Source organism: Heyndrickxia oleronia (assembly GCF_017809215.1).
GTDB lineage: Bacteria > Bacillota > Bacilli > Bacillales > Bacillaceae_C > Heyndrickxia > Heyndrickxia oleronia.
Genome location: NZ_CP065424.1, coordinates 5,008,052 through 5,030,882, shown reverse-complemented (window position 1 = coordinate 5,030,882; position 22,831 = coordinate 5,008,052). Strand labels below are relative to the sequence as shown.

21 protein-coding genes are annotated in these 22,831 nt (G+C 34.7%); 18 read left to right on the top strand and 3 right to left on the bottom strand.

Annotated elements, in window-relative coordinates:
• The first annotated feature begins 23 nt into the window (after positions 1-23).
• The 10 genes from I5818_RS25135 (at position 24) to I5818_RS25090 (ending at position 11,204) form a co-directional block, all read left to right on the top strand.
• Positions 24-1,451, top strand: a complete 1,428-nt coding sequence (locus I5818_RS25135; protein WP_078109312.1) for an amino acid permease — start codon at positions 24-26, stop codon at positions 1,449-1,451.
• Positions 1,452-1,989: 538 nt separating this feature from the next.
• A complete protein-coding gene (abc-f, locus tag I5818_RS25130; protein ID WP_078109313.1) occupies positions 1,990-3,798 on the top strand; it encodes a ribosomal protection-like ABC-F family protein in 1,809 nt (602 codons plus the stop codon).
• A gap of 331 nt (positions 3,799-4,129) precedes the next feature.
• Positions 4,130-4,951 carry a basic amino acid ABC transporter substrate-binding protein gene (locus I5818_RS25125; RefSeq protein ID WP_058006159.1) on the top strand — a complete coding sequence of 274 codons (822 nt, stop codon included), beginning with the start codon at positions 4,130-4,132 and terminating at the stop codon, positions 4,949-4,951.
• 96 nt (positions 4,952-5,047) lie between these two features.
• Positions 5,048-5,701, top strand: a complete 654-nt coding sequence (locus I5818_RS25120; RefSeq protein WP_058006160.1) for an amino acid ABC transporter permease — start codon at positions 5,048-5,050, stop codon at positions 5,699-5,701.
• Positions 5,698-6,420: an amino acid ABC transporter ATP-binding protein gene (locus I5818_RS25115; RefSeq protein ID WP_058006161.1), complete on the top strand. Its 723-nt coding sequence runs from the start codon at positions 5,698-5,700 to the stop codon at positions 6,418-6,420. The genes I5818_RS25120 and I5818_RS25115 overlap by 4 nt, the downstream gene beginning before the upstream one ends.
• A gap of 334 nt (positions 6,421-6,754) precedes the next feature.
• Positions 6,755-7,081 (top strand): potassium channel family protein, encoded by a 327-nt coding sequence (locus I5818_RS25110; protein ID WP_078110856.1) that lies wholly within the window; start codon positions 6,755-6,757, stop codon positions 7,079-7,081.
• Between the two features lie 326 nt (positions 7,082-7,407).
• Entirely contained in the window at positions 7,408-8,358 is a 951-nt protein-coding gene (locus tag I5818_RS25105; protein WP_058006801.1) for an ABC transporter permease, read from the top strand.
• Entirely contained in the window at positions 8,351-9,298 is a 948-nt protein-coding gene (locus I5818_RS25100; RefSeq protein WP_071976360.1) for an iron chelate uptake ABC transporter family permease subunit, read from the top strand. Before I5818_RS25105 ends, I5818_RS25100 begins: the two co-directional genes overlap by 8 nt.
• Entirely contained in the window at positions 9,295-10,053 is a 759-nt protein-coding gene (locus I5818_RS25095) for an iron ABC transporter ATP-binding protein (RefSeq protein ID WP_209391832.1), read from the top strand. The genes I5818_RS25100 and I5818_RS25095 overlap by 4 nt, the downstream gene beginning before the upstream one ends.
• A 179-nt stretch (positions 10,054-10,232) precedes the next feature.
• Entirely contained in the window at positions 10,233-11,204 is a 972-nt protein-coding gene (locus I5818_RS25090) for a siderophore ABC transporter substrate-binding protein (RefSeq protein WP_078111365.1), read from the top strand.
• Between the two features lie 121 nt (positions 11,205-11,325).
• Here the strand turns inward: I5818_RS25090 and I5818_RS25085 are convergent, their stop codons facing one another.
• Positions 11,326-12,342 carry a DUF1646 family protein gene (locus I5818_RS25085; RefSeq protein WP_071976363.1) on the bottom strand — a complete coding sequence of 339 codons (1,017 nt, stop codon included), beginning with the start codon at positions 12,340-12,342 and terminating at the stop codon, positions 11,326-11,328.
• Between the two features lie 409 nt (positions 12,343-12,751).
• On the opposite strand from I5818_RS25085, the gene I5818_RS25080 reads away from it, so the two are divergent.
• Together I5818_RS25080 and I5818_RS25075 are read left to right on the top strand one after the other, a co-directional pair.
• Complete coding sequence (locus I5818_RS25080; protein ID WP_071976364.1) at positions 12,752-13,516, top strand: threonine/serine exporter family protein; 765 nt, start codon at positions 12,752-12,754, stop codon at positions 13,514-13,516.
• Between the two features lie 51 nt (positions 13,517-13,567).
• Complete coding sequence (locus I5818_RS25075) at positions 13,568-14,005, top strand: threonine/serine exporter family protein (RefSeq protein ID WP_058006807.1); 438 nt, start codon at positions 13,568-13,570, stop codon at positions 14,003-14,005.
• Between the two features lie 215 nt (positions 14,006-14,220).
• On the opposite strand, the gene I5818_RS25070 is transcribed toward I5818_RS25075, so the two are convergent.
• On the bottom strand, positions 14,221-14,820 hold the full coding sequence (locus I5818_RS25070) for an undecaprenyl-diphosphatase (protein ID WP_058006808.1): 600 nt from the start codon (positions 14,818-14,820) through the stop codon (positions 14,221-14,223).
• 219 nt (positions 14,821-15,039) lie between these two features.
• Between I5818_RS25070 and asnB the strand changes: the two genes are divergently transcribed.
• From asnB to phnE (I5818_RS25045), 6 genes are all read left to right on the top strand, one after another.
• The gene (gene asnB / locus I5818_RS25065) at positions 15,040-16,887 is read left to right on the top strand and encodes an asparagine synthase (glutamine-hydrolyzing) (protein ID WP_071976365.1); all 1,848 of its coding nucleotides are present in this window, start codon (positions 15,040-15,042) and stop codon (positions 16,885-16,887) included.
• Between the two features lie 130 nt (positions 16,888-17,017).
• Entirely contained in the window at positions 17,018-18,250 is a 1,233-nt protein-coding gene (locus I5818_RS25060; protein ID WP_071976366.1) for a DEAD/DEAH box helicase, read from the top strand.
• Between the two features lie 63 nt (positions 18,251-18,313).
• Positions 18,314-18,445 (top strand): hypothetical protein, encoded by a 132-nt coding sequence (locus I5818_RS26330; RefSeq protein WP_260839024.1) that lies wholly within the window; start codon positions 18,314-18,316, stop codon positions 18,443-18,445.
• 632 nt (positions 18,446-19,077) lie between these two features.
• Complete coding sequence (gene phnC, locus I5818_RS25055) at positions 19,078-19,851, top strand: phosphonate ABC transporter ATP-binding protein (RefSeq protein ID WP_058006889.1); 774 nt, start codon at positions 19,078-19,080, stop codon at positions 19,849-19,851.
• Complete coding sequence (phnE, locus tag I5818_RS25050) at positions 19,848-20,627, top strand: phosphonate ABC transporter, permease protein PhnE (RefSeq protein ID WP_058006888.1); 780 nt, start codon at positions 19,848-19,850, stop codon at positions 20,625-20,627. Before phnC ends, phnE (I5818_RS25050) begins: the two co-directional genes overlap by 4 nt.
• Positions 20,624-21,415: a phosphonate ABC transporter, permease protein PhnE gene (gene phnE / locus I5818_RS25045; protein ID WP_058006887.1), complete on the top strand. Its 792-nt coding sequence runs from the start codon at positions 20,624-20,626 to the stop codon at positions 21,413-21,415. The genes phnE (I5818_RS25050) and phnE (I5818_RS25045) overlap by 4 nt, the downstream gene beginning before the upstream one ends.
• A gap of 218 nt (positions 21,416-21,633) precedes the next feature.
• On the opposite strand, the gene I5818_RS25040 is transcribed toward phnE (I5818_RS25045), so the two are convergent.
• The gene (locus I5818_RS25040) at positions 21,634-22,584 is read right to left on the bottom strand and encodes a phosphate/phosphite/phosphonate ABC transporter substrate-binding protein (protein WP_071976367.1); all 951 of its coding nucleotides are present in this window, start codon (positions 22,582-22,584) and stop codon (positions 21,634-21,636) included.
• Positions 22,585-22,831 lie beyond the last annotated feature (247 nt).

Genomic DNA, 22,831 nt, shown 5'->3' with positions numbered 1-22,831 from the left:
TATATATAGAAAGGTGAGGCAGCATGAATAACAATAAATGGGGACTGTGGATATTAACAACCTTCGTCGTAGGGAATATGGTAGGTGGCGGGATTTTCATGCTTCCAGCTAATCTAGCTCAAGTTTCAAGTCCATTGGGATCTACGATTGCTTGGGTGGCTACTGGTTTAGGTGTATTTATGATTGCCCTTGTTTTTGGTAACCTAGCGATTAGAAAGCCTAATTTAAAGGCTGGTCCACAAAGTTATGCACAAAACTTATTTTCTTCACCAAAAGCAGGTAAAGTTGCAGGCTATAGTATGGCATGGGGCTACTGGGCTGCAAATTGGGCTGCCACAGCATCTGTTATTATTTCATTTGCAGGATATTTAACTACCTTTTTTCCAATTATGCAAAGTAAAAAAGTCTTGTTCTCATTAGGGTCCTTCGAATTAGAGTATGGAAAAACGATCACCTTTATCATCTGTTCGATTATGCTATGGGGGATTCAATGGATTCTCTCTAAAAGCTTTAATAGTGCCGGGAAAATGAACTTAATGGCTACAATTACAAAAGTGATAGGTTTTGCGTTATTTATTATTTTTACACTTTTCATCTTTGATAAAGCAAACTTAGGAAGTGCAAAGGAATTTGTCGATGCTTCAGGGAAATCTTTTTCATTAGGTGGACAAGTAAATTCTGCAGCGATTGCTACTCTTTGGGCTTTTATAGGGATTGAATCTGCTGTTATGCTTTCAAATCGGGCGAAATCACAAAGGGATGTGAAAACTGCCACGATCCTTGGTTTAGTCATTTCCTTAGTTATTTATATCGGAATTACCCTACTAACGATGGGTGCCTTATCTCAAGAAGCGTTAAGGGAATCACAAAAACCATTGGTGGATGCACTTGGAGAAGTAATTGGAAGTAATGGAACGTATATCATGGCCATTTTAGCTCTTATTTCACTATTTGGATCAACTGTTGGTTGGATTGTTGTAAGTTCTGAAGTCCCTTATCAGGCTGCAAAGAACGGATTATTTCCAGCTGTTTTTGCCAAAACGAATAAAACAGGGAGTCCGAAGAATTCTTTAACAATCACCAATGTAATGACACAAATATTTCTATTTTCAACTATCTCGGGAACAGTTACTCAAGCCTATAATTTTGCTATCGTTGTGGCAACTCTTGCTTATTTGATTCCTTATTTAGTGTCAGCAATTTATCAAATGAAGCTAGTAATTACAGGTGAAACCTATAATGTCATATCAGGCTCTCGCTTGAAGGATGGAATCATTACAGTGCTAGCTTTTGTATACTCTATATGGGTAATTAAAACAGGAACAGCCGACATGAAGACCTTCTTATTAGGAATTGGTTTGTTTGTAATAGGTTTAATACTATATCCAATGATCATGAGGAATTCACACCCAAAAGAAGAAGAGCCAGTAGAGACAGAAACATATGCGTAAAGTTATTTTATTGGATAAGCCCTTTTTTCAGGCATAGAGTTGATGTTTTCTGACAAATGGGGTATATTATTGGTAACTACATGGAAGGAGGTATCTAAATTAGACATTATGATTTCCTTACACTTTTTTCGAAAATAATTTTATACGAAAAAGTGGCTCTGCCTGTTGAGGCAAGTGATAGGATACGTATGTCTATATTTAGGTACTTCAATTCTAAAAGGAACGGTATGATTATAGGAGAACTATAGTTTTTTTGAGTTCTTCAAATTTGTAACCATCACTACTTTAAACACAGGCAGATGCCCTGTGTTTTTTTTGTGCTAAAAAAGCTGTTTTCCTATCGTTTGTTGCTTGTGTTAAAGCCCAATTACCGGCTTTTACACTTAAAAAACGGTTCATAGGTCTGATGAAGTTTGCAGCACTTTACTCAGTGGAATGAGCGACTTGCCGATCTTAAATCCGTTTTATTAGTTAAAACATTACCTAAATAGCAACAATGTTTGAGAAAAGAGCCTAAAAAAGAAGGTGGTGGCTGTTTATGTTTTTATTAAAAGCAGAAGATGTAAGTATTGAAATAAATGCAAATACATTGTTTGAAAAGGCTTCATTGGAAATATGTGAAGGCGAACGGATTGCCCTAATCGGAAATAATGGAGTAGGAAAAACAACTTTCATTAAAGGATTGATGGGCGTAATCCCTATTACTAAAGGAATCATTCAATCAAAATTGAAAGCAAATGAAGTTGGTTGGATGGATCAAGTACCCATTGACGATGGTCAAATAACAATGAGAGAGTTTATTGAAAAGGAAAATGAAAAGTTATATGAACTTAAAAGGAAATTAAAGAAATATGAGACTGAAAGTAATTTCGCTGAAGACTATATGGAAAACTTTCAACAGTATCTAGATTTGAACGGGTATGATTGGCAGGCAGCTATTGATAAACAACTATATAAAGTTGGCTTGCCGGAACAACTTTGGGCACAATCCTTTTTAACATTGAGTGGGGGGCAAAAAACACGAGCAAAGCTTGCTAGAGTTATGGTGAAGCAGCCGAAATTATTAATTTTAGATGAACCGACTAATCACTTGGACGCAGAATCTATCGATTGGCTTGTCCACTGGATTTCGCAATATAAAGGAGCAGTCCTTTTTACCTCACATGAGCGGGAATTTATTGATCGGGTAGCGACAGTAACCTATGAGTTAACAAATAAAGGAACAAAAAAATATGAGGGAGGATATTCGTTTTATCGTGAGCAAAAGCAGTTTGAGCAAAAAACACTAGAGGCCCAATACCAAAAACAGGAAACTGAAAGAAAAAAGTTAGCGGAAGCAGTAAACCAGTATAGACAATGGTTTGAGAAAGCACATGCAGCGGCAAGTGAACGGGATCCTTTTGCCAAGAAAAAAGCCAATAAAAATATGACGCGACTAAAAGCTAAAGAAAAAGCTTTAGAACGTTTGGAAAACAATCGGGTCGAAAAGCCCGTTGAATCCAAAAAGTTAAATTACAGCATAGACGCGGAAGAATTTTCGAGTAGAACGATGTTGGCTTTAACAGATGTTTCTTTTTCATATTCTAGTGAGCTCCCTCTTTTTGATCAACTTTCTTTAATTGTAAAACGCGGTGATCGAATAGCCATTATTGGACAGAATGGTACTGGAAAAACTACTTTATTAAAATTATTAACTGGGAAATTAGAGCCTTGCATTGGTGAAGTGAAGAGAAATCCGCAATTAAAAATTGGCTATTTCATGCAGGAATTAGAAGGATTGAATGGAGAAAAGACCATCCTTGAACAGATTCTATCCTTACCAAACATGACACAAACAGAGGCGAGAACGATATTGACCTGTTTCCTTTTCCATAGAGAGGATGTGTTTAAAAAGGTAAAAGACTTGAGCATGGGTGAGAAGTGTCGCGTCGCTTTTGTGAAGCTTTATTTTTCACAGGCCAATTTACTTATATTTGATGAGCCAACGAATTATTTGGATATTGAAACGAGGGAACGAATTGAAGAAGCTTTAGCTATGTATCCAGGTGCAGTGATAATGGTTTCTCATGATTCATTTTTATTGAGAAAGGTAGCTAATCGAGTCATTGCATTAGGGGATGGAGAGACAGTGGACTATCCAGGTACCTATGATGAGTGGACAAATACAGCCCCTGCATCCAATGAACTTCAAAAGCTGAATAACGAAAAAAGTATCCTTGAACTTCAGCTTACAAACCTTATTGCCGAAGAGGCTCCTGATGACCAACAGCAAAAAGAAATATTTAAGCAAAAGCTGATGGATCTAAAACAAAAAATCGCAAAACTAGATGAAGAATATAGGAAATAGTTTCTATTATTGAAAATCTGTCTCCACATATACAAGAAAAATATGACTCATATCCAAATCGGTGGGCAGAACAAAACATTATATTGACAATAAAAGGGCATCGCTTTGATGCCTTTTTTATTCGAGCTTCAATTAATTTCTACTTAACTAATCTTTGTTCCATTAATGATTGCCTTTTATTTATCCTATAAATTATGCATTTAGTATGCATAATTTATGCAATTGAATAATAGAAATTATATGAAATATAAAAATAAGTGTTGAAAAAGATAGGTTTACAGTTTATTATTTTTACTAACAAATAAATAAAAATTAAGGTGGATGAATAAATATGTATAAAATGACCGCTAAAATTAGTATGGTTTTAATAGTATGTTGTATATTTATACTTTCAGCTTGTGGACAAGGTTCGAAGGAAGCAAACTCAAATGGTTCGGATAATAAAACGTTGAGCGTGGGTACAGAGGCTACTTTTGCACCATTTGAATTTATGAAAAAAGGGAAGGTTACGGGCTTTGATGTAGATCTCTTAAATGCTGTGGCAAAAGAGGCTGGGTATGAAGTGAAAATAAAAAATACTGGTTGGGACACCATGATGGCTGGTGTTCAGGATGAAAGTATTGATATCGGTATGGCAGGGATAACAATTAATAAAAAAAGATTGAAAACCTATGACTTTTCACATCCTTATTTTGAATCTATTAATATGATTGTTGCTCCAAAAGATTCACCTATTGAGAATGCAAAGGATTTAAAGGATAAAAGGATTGGGGTACAGAATGGAACAACGGGCCAAATGGCAAGTGAGGCCTTATTTGGGGAAAATAATAAGAATATATTAAAATATGAAACTTCAGCTATGGCGTTCATGGCATTGGAAAATGGTGATGTAGAAGCAGTGGTAACGGATTATGCCGTTGCGAAAGAATATGTAGAAAAAAATCCTGATAAAAATGTAAAAACGATTGATGATCGAACAAACTTTACACCGGAATATTACGGAATCATGTTCCATAAGGATAGTAAGTTAAAAGCAAAGTTTGATCAAGCATTGAATAAAATCCTGGATGATGGAACATATACAGAAATTTACAAAAAGTGGTTTGGTACAGAGCCGGATGTCGATACATTAAAAGCTGCACAAGAAAAGTAAGTAAATTTAAGAATAGGGACTGTCATGTAAATCATAGGGTCCGACCTATAAGACAGTCCCTTCTTTATATCTGACCCTTCAAAAAGGAGCAATACTATGAATTTTCAATTTGACATTGTTCAGGAATATTTACCTTTTTTCCTTAAAGGAACATTACTTACAATCGCATTATCACTTGCAGGAATCGTGTTAGGGTTGATTCTCGGATTGTTTATTGGAATGGGAAAGATGTCAAAGAAGCTAATTCGCTTCCCGTTCATTTGGTATATTAATGTTTTTAGAGGTACTCCCCTATTTGTACAGATTCTCATTATTCATTTTGGTGTCATGCCAATCTTTATGAAACCAGTTAATCCGATTATTTCAGCAATTGTTGCATTATCTCTTAATTCTGCTGCATATATCGCAGAAATTTTCCGCGCAGGAATTCAGTCGATAGATAAAGGACAAATGGAGGCAGCCCGTTCATTAGGTATGAGTCATGTACAGGCAATGAAAAAGGTTATCTTGCCACAGGCATTTAAACGAATGATTCCACCACTTGGAAATGAGTTTATTGTATTATTGAAGGAGTCCTCCTTAGCAGCTATCATTGCTGCCCCAGAACTTTTATATTGGGGGCGTGCTGCACAAGGGGCCTATATGAGAGTGTGGGAACCTTATTTAACCGTTGCGGTGATCTATCTTATCCTAACCTTATCATTAACCTACCTAATTCAATATTTAGAGAGAAGGTTTGCAAAAGAATGATTTCTGTTCAAAATTTAAAAAAGTCCTTTGGTGAAAATGAAGTATTAAAGGATATTAATATAGAGATAAAGCCTCAAGAAGTTGTAGTTGTGATAGGACCTTCTGGTTCAGGAAAATCCACTTTCCTCCGTTGTTTGAATCTGCTTGAAACGATTACTGCTGGCCATGTATATATTGAAGGAACGGATATATCGGCAAAAAAGATTAACATTAATGATATTCGCAAAGAGGTTGGAATGGTATTCCAGCAATTTAATTTATTCCCTCATAAAACAGTATTAGAAAATATTATGATGGCTCCAATGACGGTCAGAAAATGGGATAAAGATAAAGCAAAATCCAAAGCGATGGAACTATTAAAAAAAGTCGGATTGGAAGATAAAGCGAATGTTTATCCTGATTCGTTATCTGGTGGACAGAAGCAGCGTGTTGCGATATCGAGGGCTTTAGCAATGGAACCAAAGATCATGTTATTTGACGAGCCTACCTCTGCCCTTGATCCTGAGATGGTAGGGGAAGTGTTGGAAGTTATGAAACAGCTAGCGAAGGAAGGGATGACAATGGTCGTTGTTACCCATGAGATGGGCTTCGCAAAAGAGGTAGGAGATCGTGTGATCTTTATGGACGGAGGATATATTGTCGAAGAAAATACTCCAAAGGAATTATTTGAACATCCTCAGCATGAGAGGACAAAGTCGTTTTTGGGTAAAGTATTATAAGAGATAAGATTAAATGATCTTATCTTTTTTATTTTGGCTGTCTTCGAATTGTTTATTGCTTTTAAATATCTCTACTGTCGGTATCTATACCTAAAAAGGGGTTCGGAGGTTCTATGGAAGGTTTGCAGCTCACTTCTAGTGTAGTGACGGGTTTTTCAGAATTTGAACCATTCTTTACTAGAAAAGCTTCACCAATGAATAATAATGTTTGAGCTATTATTTATGAAAAGAGTTGTGCTGTCACATATTAAATGATAATTAGTTTTCGTTTTACTTATCTCTATGAAGAACACTAAAATAGATAATTAGAAATATACATCAAGGGGGGACTCTAGTGGTTTCTTTTTTACTCACGTTGAAAAGACTTTTTCATGGATTATTTCATTCATTTAAGGAGAAGGAATTTCAAGTTATATTTGTATTAATTATAGCTATCCTTCTTTCTGGTACTATTTTTTATACGAAAGTAGAAGCTTTAAGTGTTATCGACTCACTCTATTTCTGCTTTGTAACCTTAAGTACGATTGGTCATCCTGATTTTGTCCCAGAAACAGTTTTCGGAAAGATTTTTACAATGATCTATATATTAGCTGGAATTGGACTCTTTTTCGGATTAATTGTACGGATTGGGAGAGGAATTATAAAAAGCAAAAATGACTAAAAAAGATCGTGGTCATGAAATAGGAGTTTTTTATTGTTTCTCTACTTATATCGTATTATTAAAGCCAGAATAGACAATTTTGTGAAATTCAAAAATACTAGCATATAATTTTATGGAAACGGATTGACAGGGAGATTTAAACTGATAAAATAAAAATGCAAATGATAATGAATATCATTGATAAATGGTGCATAGTTTTAAATAAAGTATTCTGTTTGGTTTCCGTTTATCGGTTATTTTTTATAAAATTAAATGATAATGAATCTCATTGTCATAGAATTCAAGGTACATATATCATAGCCAGCTAAAGGGAAGTTAGGTTTTCTATGAAAAAAGTAGTTTTAATACTCATGTTTATTGTTCTATCAATTATTTCATTATTTGTAGGTGTTCAAAATATTACACCACTTGATATTTTTCATCTTACTGATGAACAAAAAGACATTTTGCTTATTAGCAGATTGCCAAGATTAGTTAGTTTGATATTAGCTGGAGCTAGTATGAGTATATGTGGTTTGATTATGCAGCAGTTATCCCGGAATAAGTTTGTATCACCAACGACTGCTGGAACGATGGATTCTGCGAGATTAGGGATTCTTGTTTCCTTAATTATTTTCTCGTCAGCCAGTATGCTGGAAAAAATGGTGTTAGCTTCTTTATTTGCACTTATAGGAACATTCGTGTTTATGAAGGTTCTAGATAAAATTAAGTTCAAGGATGCCATCTTTATTCCACTTGTTGGTTTAATGTTCGGGAATATTATTAGCTCGATTACCACGTTTTTTGCTTATAAGCATGATTTGATACAGAGTATATCATCATGGCTGCAGGGGGATTTCTCCATGGTAATGTCAGGGAGATATGAAATGATCTATATCAGTATTCCTCTGCTTATCCTAGCGTATTTATTTGCAGGTAAATTTACATTAGCAGGTATGGGAGAAGATTTTGCTGTAAATCTTGGCTTAAATTATAAGGTTGTTGTAAATATTGGATTGGTAATTGTGGCATTATCTGCAACCTCAGTATTGTTAACTGTAGGGACAATTCCATTCCTTGGGTTGGTTGTTCCAAATATTGTTTCCATTTATAACGGTGACAATTTAAAGAAAAACCTTTCTCAAACTGCCCTATTAGGTGCCGTGTTCTTGTTGTTCTGTGACATTTTAGGCCGCATCATCATTTATCCATATGAAATTCCAATTGGATTAACGGTTGGTGTAATAGGAAGTGGTATTTTTCTTTACTTACTTATGAGGAGAAAGGCATATGCGTAATAAAGTCAAATTATTGATCCTAGCAGTTGTGTCAGTCATTTTAGTGAGCATTTTTATGTTTACAGAAATGGGGAATTTTCCAGCGTATGTACTGCCAAAACGAGGCATAAAAATATTAGCAATTATCTTAACTGGTGGTTCCATCGCATTTTCAACCGTCATCTTTCAAACAATCACGAATAATAAAATTTTAACGCCAAGTATTATCGGGTTAGATTCTCTTTACATGTTAATCCAAACTTTTTTAATTTTTGTCTTTGGTGCAACCAGTGCGACTGTGATGAATAAAAACTTAAACTTTCTTCTCTGTGTCGCATTAATGGTCGTCTTTGCAGGATTATTATATAAATTCTTGTTTAAAAAAGAAGGACGAAATATTTATTTTCTTTTACTAGTTGGTCTAGTAATGGGGACATTATTTCAAAGCTTTTCATCGTTTATGCAAGTGATCATTGATCCGAATGATTTTATGGTTGTTCAAGATCGAATGTTTGCAAGCTTTAACAATATAAATACCGATTTATTAACAATCTCGTTTGTTTTGGTGATTTTAATTGGTCTATATTTTATTAGATTTATAAAATTCCTAGATGTCCTATCATTAGGTAGGGAGGAGGCTATTAATCTTGGTGTGGATTATGATTACGTCGTCAAACGTCTCTTAATTGTCGTGGCGATTCTCATTTCCATCTCTACAGCATTAATAGGTCCTATTACATTTTTGGGATTACTCGTGGCAAATGTATCTTATCAATTTTTAAAAACCTACAAGCATTCATACTTAATAACTGGCTCTATCTTAATAAGTATTATCGCTTTAGTTGGGGGATTATTAATTGTAGAGCGAGTATTTACATTCTCTACAACATTGAGTGTCATTATTAATTTTATCGGCGGAGTCTATTTTATCTATCTACTTTTAAAGGAGAGTCGAGCATGATTGAGATCAGAAATGTTTCAAAAACATACGGGAACAAGAGTGTAGTCGAAAATGTCTCTTTGAATATAGAAAAAGGGAAGATCACTTCCTTCATCGGTCCAAATGGAGCGGGGAAAAGTACTCTGTTATCAATGATGAGTCGATTAATTTCGAGAGATAGTGGCGAAATTTTAATTGATGGTCAAGATATCAGTAAATGTAAATCCAATCTGTTAGCGAAAAAAATGTCCATTCTAAAACAATCTAATCATATTAATATTCGCTTAACAGTTAGAGAATTGGTTTCATTTGGTCGTTTTCCTTATTCACAAGGGAAGCTAACGAAAGAGGATTGGGTGTATGTTGATGAGTCGATTGCCTATATGGAATTGGAAGATATTCAACATAAATTCTTGGATCAATTAAGTGGCGGGCAACAACAACGTGCGTATATCGCGATGGTTATTGCTCAAAACACAGAATATATCCTATTAGATGAACCATTGAATAATTTGGATATGAAACACTCTGTTCAAATTATGAAAGTACTAAGAAAGCTAACAGATGAATTAGGAAAGACCGTTGTCATTGTTATCCATGATATCAACTTTGCTTCTTGTTACTCAGATCATGTCGTGGCATTAAAGGATGGAAAAGTTATTCAAGACGGTCCTACTGATCATATTATTGACTCATCCATTCTCGGTGATATATATGAAATGGATATAGCCATTCAAAATATAAATGAAAATAGAATTGCTGTTTATTATGCATAAGGGAATATATACTACTGATAAAGTATTGTGATTGTAACAATTAAACCTAATAACTGAATTCACGGATGGCGCCTTCGTGTTCAGTTTTTATATTCCATATTGAGAATGAATTTCATTTGCTTGGAATGTTTCAATTACAATTTTTATAAATTATGAAAACTATTAAAAGAGGTGTAAACATGAAAAAGAAATTATCCTTATTTTTTATCATAGCAGTACTAGCAGTATTTGCAGTTGCATGTGGAACAACTAAAGATGACAACACATCTGGTTCAAAATCAGAAGGCAAGTCAGAAAGTAAATCTGAGGTATTAACAATTAAACATCAGCTTGGAGAAACACCAGTACAGAAAAATCCTAAAAAAGTAGTAGTTTTTGATATGGGTACTTTAGATACATTAGATAAATTAGGTCTTAGTGATTCTGTAGTAGGTGTTCCACAAAAAAATCTTCCATCTTATTTAGATGCTTACAAGGATTCTAAATATAGCAATGTAGGTGGATTAAAAGAACCGGATTTTGAAGCAATTAATGAAATTCAGCCAGATTTAATTATCATTTCTGGACGCCAACAAGATTCTTATGATAAGTTTTCTGAAATTGCACCAACTATTTTCATGGGTGTAGATACTAATAAATATATGGATTCATTTAAAGAGAATGTAAAGACAATTGGAGAGATTTTTGGTAAGGAAGAGCAAGCTGATAAGGAATTAGCCTCTATAGATAAAGATATTGCTGACTTAAAAGAAAAAGCAGATGCAAGTGATGCAAAAGCATTAATTACTTTAGCAAGTGGTGGTAAAGTAACTGCTTATGGACCATCATCTAGATTTGGATTAATACATGATGTTTTTGGTATAAAAGCTGTGACAAAGGATCTAGAGGCTGATCCTGTTCATGGACAAAATATTTCAATGGAATTTATTACAGAAAAAAATCCTGACATACTATATGTTATCGACCGTGACGCAGCAGTCGGCGAAGGAAATAATGCAAAACAAGTCATTGAGAACGATTTAGTCAAGAAAACGAATGCATATAAAAATAATAAAATTGTTTACCTTGATCCTGGCTATTGGTACTTATCCGGTGGAGGCTTAGAGTCTGTATCAGAGATGGTAAAAGAAGCAGCAAAAGGATTAGAATAAATGAAAAAGGGAATGGATGATCTAATAAGATACTCCATTCCCCTTTTTTTCGTTTAGTCTTTTCAAATAGGTGAATAAAAGGTGATTATTAAAAATAAAAACAAAGCTGTTGAAAAGAGCCCTAGCTAATAAGAAAAAGCACAATAAAATAAATAACCATGGCACTTAACCCTACTGGAATTCCGAACTTTGCCCACTCTTTACTAGATATTTTTAATTTTCCAGCTGCAATAATATTTGGTATATTTCCCGGTACAAGAATTCCACCACTTATTAGGAGTCCGAGTAGAATTGCTTTAATCGTTGCACCATCCATTGCAGGGCTAATTTCAGCTGCAGCTAATGTAGCATTATCCAATATTGCCGAGATCATATTAATCCAATATAAGACGAATGGACTTAAATCTAGTAAGTACTCTTTGATTAATGGCTCAAATCCAGCCCCTAGCAGCGTGAGCCCCATTACAAAGAGATAGATCTTTAGTGCTCGAATAATTATTTCACCATATCCTTCAGCCGACTGATCACTCTTCAGTCCGTTCTCATCATTTTTCGGCTTTACTAAAATCGCAGCTAATAGTCCAAAGATAACAACAGCAGATATCACTTCCGGTCCAATTAAATGAATTAAATAGAAGAAGTCCGCATGTAGCTTACTAATTGCAAGTGTAGATAAAGGCTCACCAATGGGTGTTAAAGCAGCCCCTAACCCAATGGAGAAACAGGCTAAGACAACTAGGCGAAGTTCTGACTTTCGATCTAGACGAAGAACACTAACAATTAATACCAATATGAGTGCAGCAATTATTGCAGTGATAATACTCGAAATGAGACCCAATAGAATGACAATCAAGGCGAAAAACAGTGGATATGGAACTGCACGACTGATGCCTTGAATGATCTTCTCAAGTGGTCGCTGTAGCCATTTGAATAATAATCCTGCAATGAAGACTGCTAAAGTAATCTTAATGGGATCCTCTAATGCCTTCATTATTAAAGGTCTATCTAGTACCCCACTGACTAATACAGCAGCTAGTCCCATTATGAATAAAAAGATTTCCAAATTATGCTCTACAAACTTAATAGAAAATGGTAATAGTAAAACACATAGTAAAATAATGATTAATCCTAGTAGCATAGAAACGTTCCTTTTCACATAGATTTAATGATGTTATTCATTAATAACAACACTCTTATTATTTTAGTATAAATAGAAAGAAAAATAACTTCAATAAAATTGACACAATTCATTGACTTTTCAATCATTATAAAAATAACAAGAGGACTGTTTGTAAGACCTTTTTAAGGTATAAAAAATAATAAAAGCCGATTAACTTCGGCTCTAATCCTATATATTTATTTTTACAAAGGTTATTGTTTCTTCGAAAAGAAACAATATTCATAGGTATGTATGCAAAATTATATTCATTAAATTTAAATAAAAGTGTAAAGAAATAGAAAAGATTAAATTCTTGTAAAGAACAACGCTTTTTTAAAACTTTATGATAAGATATAGGATATTTATACTGAATAAATGGAGATTATAAATGGAAAATCAATCAGCTCTAACATATAAAGTGGTAGAAACATGTTTGCTTGCAGGGAAGATTATGCTTCAGAGTGGTGCTGAAACGTATCGAGTGGAGGATACGATGACAAGGATCGCTGAATCGTTTGGCATATTGCACACACATAGTTTTGTAACGCCAACAGGGATTATATTTTCTATTGATGGATCAGAGCCTACGAAGCTTGTTCGTGTATCGGAACGATCCACGGATTTAAAAAAGGTAACGATTGTAAATAGTATTTCCAGAAAGTTAACAGGTAGAGAGATATCATTAAATGAAGCATGGGATGAATTGAAAATAATAGAAAAAACAAATTTTGCTTACCCTATTTGGATTCAAATCACAGCTGCAGCTATCGCTAGTGGATGCTTTATGATCATGTTTAATGGTGGTTGGGGTGATTTTCTTCCATCGGTTATAACTGGTGGCTTAGGATTTACTGGTCTAATTTATTTACATCGAATTGTAAAGGTGAAATTTTTTTCGGAGTGTCTCTCCTCGCTTATCATCGGATTAATGGCTATAACTTTTGTAAAGCTGGGCATTGGTAATGAACTAGATAAAATTATTATTGGATCAGTTATGCCTCTTGTTCCAGGATTACTTATTACGAATGCCGTTCGTGATTTAATGGCTGGTCATCTTGTATCTGGAATATCAAAGGGTGCTGAAGCGTTTTTAACCGCCTTCGCTATAGGAACCGGAATCGCTGTAGTAATATCACTCTTTTCAATGATATAGGGAAAAGCGTAAGCGCTAAAATGGAATCGGTAGGAAAGGAATATGAGTTTCATGATTGAACAACTTATCACTAGCTTAATAGCAACGGGTGCGTTTGGGATTATCTTTAATATACCGAGGAAAAAGCTATTTTTATGCGGCCTCGTTGGTATGTTGGGTTGGTTTGTATATATTTTACTTATGTCATCCTATGCAAATGCTGCAGTAGCAAGTTTAGTGGCAGCCTTTGTCATTGCTGTAATCAGTCAAGTTTTTGCCAAGATATATAAAGCACCGATTATTATTTTTAGTGTGTCTGGAATTATTCCGCTTGTTCCGGGTGGAATGTCCTATGATGCCATGCGCCATTTTGTCGCTAATGATTATAATACGGCACTTCAACTAGCAGCTAAAGCATTTATGATATCCGGTGCAATTGCTATTGGTATTGTGTTTGCAGAGGTTATCAATCAAATGATCAAAAGTGTTTGGCAAAAGAAAACAACATAGAAATAAAAAGGCTGTTTTCGTATAGTTTGTTGCTTATGTAAAAGCCTAACTACCGGCTTTTACTCCCCATAAAGGATTCTAGCTTGAGATCGCAGCTCTTTTCTCAGTGAAATGAAACGTGTAGCGATCCCTAGTTGTATTAGTTATAACTTTATTTAAATAGCAACAATGTTTGAGAAAAGAGTCAATAAAAAAGAGGTTACCTAGATAACCTCTTAAAAATTTTCTGTCTTATTTTTAGAAGGGAGAATTCTCTGTTCAATTCTCTCATAGCCTTTTAGTATTTTTGTGATTAGGGAGATTTTTGGAACAAGCCAATACGCAAATAGTGCTGAAATAATCCCTATTATGGCACCAGTCATTACATCTACTGGATAATGAACCCCTACCCATACTCGAGAGATAGCTACTAAAATCGCAAGTGTAATCCATAACCACCATTCTTTTTTTCGAACGAGCCAAAAGGAAAAGCAAATCGAGAAGAAGATGATAGAGTGATCACTTGGAAAAGAATTATCTATTCCATGTTCAATAAGTTGACTAACATTTGGAAGTACGGCGAACGGTTGGTGATGGGAATAAAATTGGCCAGCAATTTTCCCGATAATCTCAGCAAGAATAACTGTTACCACAGATTGAATAACCATCATTCTATTTTTTTTGTTTCGGGTAAACCAATGAAGAATCATTGCAAGAAACAAAAAATATAGCAGATACTCTGCAATAAAGATGACAACAGGATTTAAAAATGAATAATCCTTTCCTAAATTATTGATCATTCGGAAAGCATCAATATTTAATTCGGAAAACGACAATATTCTTCCTCCTAATTCAAAACTATCAATGATCAAAAAATCATCAATGTTTGTATTATATAACAAACTGCTGTTATATAACTACCTTATTCTATTACAATTTCCTTACATCCTTGTAAGGAAAACACCTCAAATATTTTATGGACAACTCAACGAATAGGCATTCGCACATATAATAAGTATCAGTTTTTTAGATCTTGGATGGAGGAGATGCTTTAGATGTGCGGAATAACTGGATGGATTGACTATAAGACAAATTTATTAAATAAGCAGGATACTATTCAAATGATGACAGAGACATTATCAAAGCGTGGACCTGATGATACAAATATTTGGTTAACAAGGAATGCTGCTTTCGGTCATAAGCGATTAGTAGTAGTGGATCCTTTATGTGGTGTTCAACCAATGTCTCGAAAGAAGGAAGACTATACTTATACACTTTGTTATAATGGCGAGCTATATAACACGGAAGACATTCGTAAGGAACTTCTAAGCAAGGGATATCGATTTCAAGGACATTCAGATACGGAAGTTTTGTTATCTGCCTATATGGAGTGGGAAGAGGATTGTATCCATCATTTTAATGGGATATTTGCTTTTGCAATTTGGGACGAAAAGAAGCAGCAATTATTTGCAGCGAGAGATCGGTTGGGGGTAAAACCACTTTTTTATAGGGAGCATAATGGTGGATTATTATTTGGATCAGAATTAAAGGCAATATTAGCTCATCCAGAAGTTAAACCAGAGCTTGGAAGAGATGGACTATCTGAAATATTTGGGCTAGGACCATCGAGAACACCAGGACATGGAATCTTTCAAGGAATTAATGAGTTAAGGCCTGCATTCGCATTGACCTTCTCAAAGAACGGAATGAGACAGTGGAGGTATTGGAATGTTAAGAGTGAAAGGCATCTTGATTCATTAGAGGAAACAGCTGAAAAAATTAACTATTTATTTAAAGATGCTGTAACAAGGCAGCTAGTATCGGATGTTCCAATTTGTACGTTTTTATCAGGAGGAGTCGACTCCAGCGCCATCACAGCTATAGCGGCAAACCACTTCAAGGAAAATAATGAAGGTCCGTTGCACACATTCTCTATCGATTATGAAGGAAATGATCAGTATTTTAAGGCAAATGAATTTCAGCCAAATGCAGATTCTTATTGGATTGAGAAAATGACACAAAGCTTTGGAACTATTCATCATTCAAGTATTATAGGGCAGGAAGAGCTAGCTGAGTATTTAAAGGAGGCAGTTTTAGTTCGAGACACTCCTGGAATGGCAGATGTGGATTCCTCTCTGTTATGGTTTTGTAAAGAGATCAAAAAAGATTTTGTTGTAAGTTTATCAGGAGAGTGTGCAGATGAGATTTTCGGAGGCTACCCATGGTTTTATCGAGAAGAGGATTTAGCTAGGAATGGATTTCCGTGGATGCGTTCGATTGACGAACGAGTCGGTTTGCTAAAAGATGGTTGGAGTAAAAAGCTAAATATCGAAGATTACGTTTTAACAAAATATGAAGAGACTGTCCAAGAAACACCAATTCTTGAAGGAGAGTCACTTTTAGAGGCGAAGAGACGCCAATTGTTTTATATAAATATGATTTGGTTTATGACTACATTACTAGATAGAAAAGATCGAATGAGTATGGGGGCAAGTTTAGAGGTACGTGTTCCGTTTGCTGATCATCGATTAGTGGAATATGTTTGGAATATCCCTTGGGAGATGAAAATGTATGGGAATCGTGAAAAAGGTTTACTGCGAAAAGCATTAGAAAATATTTTACCTGCTGAAGTTTTATATCGTAAAAAAAGTCCATATCCAAAAACCCATCATCCAGTATATACAAAGGTTGTTAAGCAATGGCTAAATGATATTTTAGGGGATAAAAATTCAATTTTATATGAAATGTTAAAGGCAGACCGATTAAAGGAAATTGTTGAAACAGAAGGAAGGGCGTTTCAAGTACCATGGTTTGGCCAATTAATGACAGGACCTCAATTACTTGCGTATTTAGCACAAATACACTACTGGTTTGATAAATATGGAATTAATATTAAGGAATAATGTTATGATATTTAGTGATAACATCGATATAGATGTTATCACTTTATTTTGTATGAGAAATGATAATAATGAATAGTAAACAGTTTTATGTAAATATTTTTTAATGCCAACTGAGAGAAAAGGAGCAATCATGGGAGATTTTTTAACAATCGGTGTACAACCGATTATACAGAAGCAGCTTAAAGCAAATGGAATACATGAACCAACAGCTATACAGGAGGAAGTAATCCCATTACTTTTAAAAGGCAGTGATGTGATTGCACAAGCACAAACTGGAACGGGAAAAACACTAGCTTTCCTTTTACCAATTTTAGAGAGAATTGATTCGGCTAATCCTACTGTTCAAGCTTTAATTGTTACGCCTACAAGGGAACTTGCTTTGCAAATTACAGCTGAATTAAAACAATTGACAACTGCACTGGACACGATAAATAGTCTAGCCATTTATGGGGGACAAGATGTAGAGCAACAATTAAAACGATTAAAAGGAGCTATCCATATTATTGTTAGTACACCAGGTAGACTACTGGATCATGTAAGAAGAGGAACGGTAGATTTATCTACTGTTTCGATGTTTGTATTAGATGAAGCAGATCAAATGTTACATCTAGGGTTCTTACCAGAGGTAGAGGATATTATCTCTGCATTATCAAAAAAAAGACAAACGATGCTTTTTTCTGCAACGATGACGAAACAAGTGAGCTCGATTGCAAAGGAGTATATGAATAATCCAATTAGTATCCGGGTGCAAAGTAAGCAAGTGACTTTGGATAAAATTGATCAATTCGTTATTGAAACGACGGATCGTGCTAAACAAGCAAGCCTTCGTATAATGATGGATGAGCACCGTCCTTTTTTAGCAATTATTTTTTGTAGAACAAAGAGAAGGGTAAGTACATTAACTGATGCTTTAAAAGGATATGGCTATAATACAGAAGAGCTCCATGGTGATTTATCGCAAGCAAAGCGGGAAAAAGTGATGAAGAGCTTTCGAGAGGCGAAAATACAATATTTAGTTGCAACAGATGTCGCTGCAAGAGGAATAGATGTTGAAGGCGTTACACATGTGTTTAATTATGATATTCCTCAAGATGTAGAAAGTTATATTCATCGAATTGGAAGAACTGGTAGAGCAGGCGGGAAAGGAATGGCGTTCACATTTGTGGCTCCAAAGGATCGCTCCTACCTCGAGATGATTGAAAAAGGAATACGTCAGAAATTAGATAGGATAAATATCCAATTGCCTAATAACCAATCAGAAATGAATTCAACGGAAATAAAAACAAAGAAGAAGCCTCAGAAAAGTTACCGTAAATCTGAAAAACCAGCTTTAAACACAAGAAAGTCAAAAAGAAGAAGATAGAGTTTGCATAATATCTCTACGTTTATTCAAACTATCATTGTAATATATAAAAAGGAGATGGATATGATGGGAAGAACAAAACGTGGGAATGCTAATGCTCAAAGAAATAATAATGTGAAAAATCACAATGAAATTAGTGAGGAATTGGTCGAATTCCATACAGATAAAAAAGGAAAAACAAAAAAGAAACAGTAAAGCGGTAGGCATTTGCCTACCTTTTTAATTTAATGGATGCTGAACTTATTACATAGGGAATTTGTTAATTTAAAACAAAAAATTTATCTATATTTGTCTAAAATTAATGTTGAATCTAGGTCAATTTTAGTAGATAATGAATAATGGGAGAGAACCTTCTAAATTCTCCCAAAACTTTATTATATCTTAAAGTAAGAATAGAAGACTAGAAAAATCATTGCAAAAAGGTTGTTTTTTTACAAATTTTTGAAGCTTTAAAATATTCAACAGAAATGCTTCTATTATCTCCTTGGTTGTATTTACCTTGTTATTTCTCACATTTTCAGAATTGTCCATGTACATTTTTATGTATAATAGAAAAGTAGGGTATATTCCTTTTTTAGCATAGCAAATCATTTGGTATGTTAAAGGAGATAAGTTCATGAGAATTATATTTTTCTACTTTTAGAGTGGAAAGAAAAAGTTTTGTAAAAAAGTAAACTGTAATGAGTTTAAGCGAGTTTACTGGTAAAAAAAAGATGTTGTAAGATTATTTTTTGTCCAATTTTTTTGCTTAAGTATTTCCTAAATTGACAGTCTATTTTTACTTTTGCTGTATAAGAAAATAATCCAAAAGGGGAAATAATTTAAAAATGATAGAATTTAAAAATGTATCTAAAGTTTACCCTAATGGGACGAAAGGCCTGAAAAATGTAAACCTTACCATTAATAAAGGCGATTTTGTTGTTATTGTTGGGTTATCAGGTGCTGGTAAATCAACGCTTCTTCGTTCTATTAACCGTCTTCATGAAATTACAGAAGGTGAAATTTTAATTGATGGTAAATCAATTACTGCAGCAAAAGGAAAGTCCCTTCGCCATATCCGACGTGACATTGGTATGATTTTCCAAAACTTCAATCTTGTAAAACGTTCTTCCGTTTTGCGTAATGTATTATCAGGTCGAGTAGCTTATCATTCAACAGTACGAACTCTATTAGGCATGTTTCCAAAAGAGGATGTTGAACTAGCCATCAATGCACTTGATCGTGTGAATATTAAAGAGAAAGCGTATTCACGCGCGGATGAGCTATCTGGAGGACAACAACAACGTGTATCTATTGCTCGTGCATTAGCACAAGAAGCCAAGATTATTCTAGCGGATGAGCCTGTAGCGTCACTTGATCCTTTTACTACTAGACAAGTAATGGATGATTTAAAACGAATTAATCAAGAATTAGGGATAACAACGATTGTAAACTTGCACTTCGTTGACTTAGCTCGTCAATATGCTACTCGTATTATAGGTATACGCGCTGGAGAAGTCGTATATGATGGTCCTGTTGAAGAAGCTACTGATGAGGTTTTCTCTCAAATCTATGGTCGCGAGATTAAGAAAGATGAGATGCTAGGAGAGACAGATCAATGAGTTCAGTAAAGGTGAAAAAACCGTCTAGAATGAAAGGTATCGTCACGCTCATCCTAATTATTGTTATTTTATGGGCGAGTGCATTAAATACTGAGGTATCATTTCAAAAGCTGTGGGCTGGTCTGCCAAACATGGGGACACTTCTAGAGGAAATGTTTCCTCCAGATTGGAGCTATTTCAAATCAATCACAGAGCCAATGCTTGCTACGATTCGAATGGCTGTTCTAGGTACAACCTTTGGTGGAATTGTTGCGATCCCAGTTGCATTACTATCATCCAGTAATGTAGTACGAATTCCTGTTATTTATCAGATTGCAAGATTTATCATGAATCTTATCCGTACAATCCCAGAGCTATTATTAGCCGCTCTGTTTGTTCCTATTTTTGGAATCGGTGAAATCCCTGGTATTCTAGCAATTTCTGTATTTTCCTTTGGTATTATAGCGAAACTTTTTTATGAAGCAATTGAGGCGATTGATCCGGGCCCATTAGAAGCAATGACGGCTGTAGGAGCAAACAAGATCCAATGGATTTTCTTTGGTGTCATTCCTCAGGTTCTTGCTCATTATATGTCATTTTTCTTATATAGCTTTGAAATTAATATTCGTGCCGCAGCTATTCTCGGATATGTAGGAGCAGGGGGTATTGGTTTATTCCTTAATAATGCTTTAGGATTTTTCCAATACGATCGCGTATTATCGATTATTATTTATACCTTTATCGTGGTTCTCATTGTTGATGCGATAAGTAATAAGATTCGGGAGAAATTACTATGAGTCAAATAAAAAAACCACTAAGTAAACGAATAAGAAATTGGGCCATTTTTGTCATTGTTATTGCCATCTACGTATGGGCATTTGCAGGTGCCCCGTCGATGGTATTAAAGGATTCAGCTATTCAAGCACTTAAAGCAATTTTTCATGGATTTCTTCATCCTGATTGGGATTATATCTATGATCCAGCAGGAGAGGATTTACTTCGTACCTTACTTGAAACATTAGCGATTGCTGTATTAGGGACATTTATCTCAGCTATACTTTGTGTACCATTCGCGTTTTGGTCAGCAAGAAATATGAGTAAGAATAGAGCTATTTCAAGTCTTGGGAAAATCATATTAAGCTGTATTCGTGTATTTCCAGAGCTAATCATGGCATTATTATTTATTAAGTCTGTTGGTTTAGGACCATTTGCCGGCATTCTTGCTTTAGGATTTCATTCAATCGGTATGTTAGGGAAGCTATTTGGTGAGTCGATTGAGAATACTGAATTTAGTGCAAGAGAGGCTTTAATCGCTTCTGGAGCGAATAAGCTACAAGTTTTATGGTTTGCGATTATTCCGGAGGTAATGCCAGCGTTCATGTCCTACACATTATATCGATTTGAAATTAGTGTACGTTCAGCAACTATTCTCGGTATCGTAGGAGCGGGGGGAATTGGTGCCCCATTAATCTTTGCATTGAATGGTCACTCATGGGATCGTGTAGGGATTATATTATACGGAATCATTGTCATGGTAACAATTATTGACTTAATTTCTGCTGCAATTCGTAAACGTTTAGTTTAATAAATTTAAAGGAAGGGACGCTGGCTATCAGCGTTCTTTTTTTATAATTAACTAAGTATAAATTGGGCTGTTTCTGTCGGTCTCATTCTAACTCTTCGAGATTTTATGTTGATTCGGTGCAAAAGAGTTCTCTTCTGCTTTTATTTTGGAGATAATAGGTTTGCTAAATATTATGTATAAAAAAGAAGAAGCGCCAATATGACGCTTCTTCTTTTTTATTATTTACCGACTTCTGCAATCTTTTTAGTGTAATCACGAACTACATCAAAGTTAGAGTCGTCAGATTTTTTATAGCCAACATGTGAATAGATTGCTTGGATAATTTCTTTACCCTTTTCATCTTCACCAATTTTTACGAATGCATCTGCAATTTTATCTTTCCATGCTTGATCCATATCAGGGCGAACACTGATTGTATCATTTGGAATTTTATCTGTTGTGAATAGATAGTGTGTATCTTTATAAACATTTGGATATTCTTTTTCAACGATATTACGTGCATCAACGAATAATGCTGCAGCATCAACATCTCCACTTAGGACACCTTGAACGCCTTTATCATGTCCTTGAAGCTGAATGCCTGTTACATCTTTTTGTGCGTCAACGCCGTCTTTCTTCATTTCAACAGCTGGCCATACATATCCTGCTGAAGAAGTTGGAGCTTGCCAGCCGATTGTTTTGCCTTTTAAGTCTTTAATGCTATTAATACCAGAGTCATTTTTTACAAGAATTCCAGATAAGTAGTAATCTACTAATTCATCCGTATTTTTTCCTGTTTCAGGATCAACTGCATAACGTAATGCTTGAAGTAATACATCTGCATAGCCTTTTTCGTGTGCTAATACATAGTCAGTAGGTGGTAGGAAACCAAGGTCAAGTTGTTTAGAACCCATTGCTTCAACTACACCATTGTAGTCAGTTGTTACTTGAACTTTAACAGGGATATCAAGTTCTTTTTCTAGTAGGTCTGCTAAAGGTTTTGCTTTTGCTTCTAATGTCTCAGCATTTTGAGATGGTACGAAACCAATTGTTAGTTCTTTTGGAACATAATTTTTGCTATCTGATTTTTTGTCGCCATTCTTTGCTTCGTCATCGCCTTTGCCGCAGCCAGCCATTACAATGGCAACTACACCAAGTGCGAGGAATAATGCAGCAAATTTTTTAAGCATACATGTACCTCCGAATGTAAAAAGTTTTTTTGAATACGCTTTAAGCATATAATATTTTTAATATAAAGGAAATAAGAAAATTGCATTTCTATTAAATTTTTTGAAGAACAATGTCTATTGTTATAGTAGTATTAAATTGATGTAAAAAAATATGGATTTTTTGTAAAGGTTTCCTAGAATATTAATAATTCTGAAATAATTAGGGGTTGTTCCTCAATTACTATATGGTAGAGAGAGTTCATATTTT

What these genes read in the sequence shown, in the direction of transcription:
- I5818_RS26330 (WP_260839024.1), top strand. Translation starts at nt 18,314, where the DNA reads ATGATGGGAAGAACAAAACGTGGGAATGCTAATGCTCAAAGAAATAAT.
- phnE (WP_058006887.1), top strand. Translation starts at nt 20,624, where the DNA reads ATGAGTCAAATAAAAAAACCACTAAGTAAACGAATAAGAAATTGGGCC.
- asnB (WP_071976365.1), top strand. Translation starts at nt 15,040, where the DNA reads ATGTGCGGAATAACTGGATGGATTGACTATAAGACAAATTTATTAAAT.
- abc-f (WP_078109313.1), top strand. Translation starts at nt 1,990, where the DNA reads ATGTTTTTATTAAAAGCAGAAGATGTAAGTATTGAAATAAATGCAAAT.
- I5818_RS25040 (WP_071976367.1), bottom strand. Translation starts at nt 22,584, where the DNA reads ATGCTTAAAAAATTTGCTGCATTATTCCTCGCACTTGGTGTAGTTGCC.
- phnC (WP_058006889.1), top strand. Translation starts at nt 19,078, where the DNA reads ATGATAGAATTTAAAAATGTATCTAAAGTTTACCCTAATGGGACGAAA.
- I5818_RS25090 (WP_078111365.1), top strand. Translation starts at nt 10,233, where the DNA reads ATGAAAAAGAAATTATCCTTATTTTTTATCATAGCAGTACTAGCAGTA.
- I5818_RS25075 (WP_058006807.1), top strand. Translation starts at nt 13,568, where the DNA reads ATGATTGAACAACTTATCACTAGCTTAATAGCAACGGGTGCGTTTGGG.
- I5818_RS25125 (WP_058006159.1), top strand. Translation starts at nt 4,130, where the DNA reads ATGTATAAAATGACCGCTAAAATTAGTATGGTTTTAATAGTATGTTGT.
- I5818_RS25060 (WP_071976366.1), top strand. Translation starts at nt 17,018, where the DNA reads ATGGGAGATTTTTTAACAATCGGTGTACAACCGATTATACAGAAGCAG.
- I5818_RS25080 (WP_071976364.1), top strand. Translation starts at nt 12,752, where the DNA reads ATGGAAAATCAATCAGCTCTAACATATAAAGTGGTAGAAACATGTTTG.
- I5818_RS25115 (WP_058006161.1), top strand. Translation starts at nt 5,698, where the DNA reads ATGATTTCTGTTCAAAATTTAAAAAAGTCCTTTGGTGAAAATGAAGTA.
- I5818_RS25135 (WP_078109312.1), top strand. Translation starts at nt 24, where the DNA reads ATGAATAACAATAAATGGGGACTGTGGATATTAACAACCTTCGTCGTA.
- I5818_RS25100 (WP_071976360.1), top strand. Translation starts at nt 8,351, where the DNA reads ATGCGTAATAAAGTCAAATTATTGATCCTAGCAGTTGTGTCAGTCATT.
- phnE (WP_058006888.1), top strand. Translation starts at nt 19,848, where the DNA reads ATGAGTTCAGTAAAGGTGAAAAAACCGTCTAGAATGAAAGGTATCGTC.
- I5818_RS25105 (WP_058006801.1), top strand. Translation starts at nt 7,408, where the DNA reads ATGAAAAAAGTAGTTTTAATACTCATGTTTATTGTTCTATCAATTATT.
- I5818_RS25095 (WP_209391832.1), top strand. Translation starts at nt 9,295, where the DNA reads ATGATTGAGATCAGAAATGTTTCAAAAACATACGGGAACAAGAGTGTA.
- I5818_RS25120 (WP_058006160.1), top strand. Translation starts at nt 5,048, where the DNA reads ATGAATTTTCAATTTGACATTGTTCAGGAATATTTACCTTTTTTCCTT.
- I5818_RS25085 (WP_071976363.1), bottom strand. Translation starts at nt 12,342, where the DNA reads ATGCTACTAGGATTAATCATTATTTTACTATGTGTTTTACTATTACCA.